This is a genomic window from Thalassospira sp. MCCC 1A03138, assembly GCF_002115785.1.
Taxonomy (GTDB): Bacteria; Pseudomonadota; Alphaproteobacteria; order Rhodospirillales; family Thalassospiraceae; genus Thalassospira.
In genome coordinates this window covers 1-1163 of sequence record NZ_JFJY01000024.1, presented here as the reverse complement: position 1 = coordinate 1163, position 1163 = coordinate 1, and the positions used below count along the sequence as shown (strand labels likewise).

Below are 1163 nucleotides of genomic sequence, written 5' to 3'. Positions count from 1 at the left end.
TGGCTTCGGCATTGGTCACCGTAAAGGTCATACCCGAAATCGTCTGACCGCTTTCACCCGTGCTGATCGTGACACCAGAGAACAGATCAACCGCCGTCCCACCTTCGGTAAAGGTCGGAGTGCCACCAGTCGCCGAAACCGTCGGCGCATCATTCACACCCACCACATTGACCGTAACATCAGCCGGGGCGGAGGTAAAACCACCCGACGCATCGGTAACCGTCACCCGGACCGTCCGCGCCCCTGTCGTCGGATCATCCGCGTTGCTGTTGCTGTACTGGATCGCCGCCAGAAGGCTCGCGACCCGTGCAGGGGTGGCGTTACCATCGAAATTGATCACCAGATTGTTGCCTGCGGCAATATTGTTGGCCAGCGTACCGATCACGGTGCCACCGACACTGACAGTCGCGCCCGCAGTTGAGCCGGAAAGCGTAATCGTGCCCCCGGTCGAAAGCCCCAGGATATCCTGCGCCGCATTGCCGCCGCCTGTGATACTAACGGTCAGATTACCGCCATTGAAATCGGTATTGTCGCTATCGGTCACGGTTGCCGCCGTTCCGGCATCAATCGAAACGGCACCGCCGCCTTCGGTATAGGTGACACTATCACCATTCAGATTGCCGATGACCGGCGCAAAGACGATCTCCACGCTGCTGGTGGCAGCCGTGCTGTTGGTACCACCATCATTAACGGCAAAGCTGACCGTGCGCGTGCCCATAACTGGCGATGCTTCACCATTGCTGAAAGTCACAGACCGCAGGGCGGCTTGCCACTGGGCAACCGTCGCCGTCTCGCCTGCCGATGTCAGGGTCAGAACACCGGTTCCGGCATTATAAGACCCGGTAATATTGCCAAATGCCGCATCGGAGGTAAAACCAAGTGTATCACCGGTAGCCAGACCGCCCGTAATCGAAACAGTCGCCGAGGCAAGCGTGGTATTGTCCACATCCGATACCGTCAGGCCGTTATTGATCACAATCCCGGTACCGCTTCCGGCCGAGAAATTGACGGTATTACCGCCATTGGCCAGTTCCGGTGCGTCATTCACCGCCGCCACCGTCACGGTGGCGGCAACATTCAGGGTCGTACTGTCAGTGCCACCATTTGCCGTGCCGCCACTATCGGTAATGCCGGTAAGGGTCACAACACGGCTCGATGTGCCG

The 1163-nt window shown here is 58.8% G+C and carries 1 protein-coding gene; it reads right to left on the bottom strand.

Annotation, left to right across the window (positions count from 1 at the left end; all coding sequences use genetic code 11):
* Positions 1-1163 (bottom strand): beta strand repeat-containing protein (locus TH468_RS21805; RefSeq protein WP_371268760.1); only part of this gene is annotated, 1163 nt, incomplete at both ends.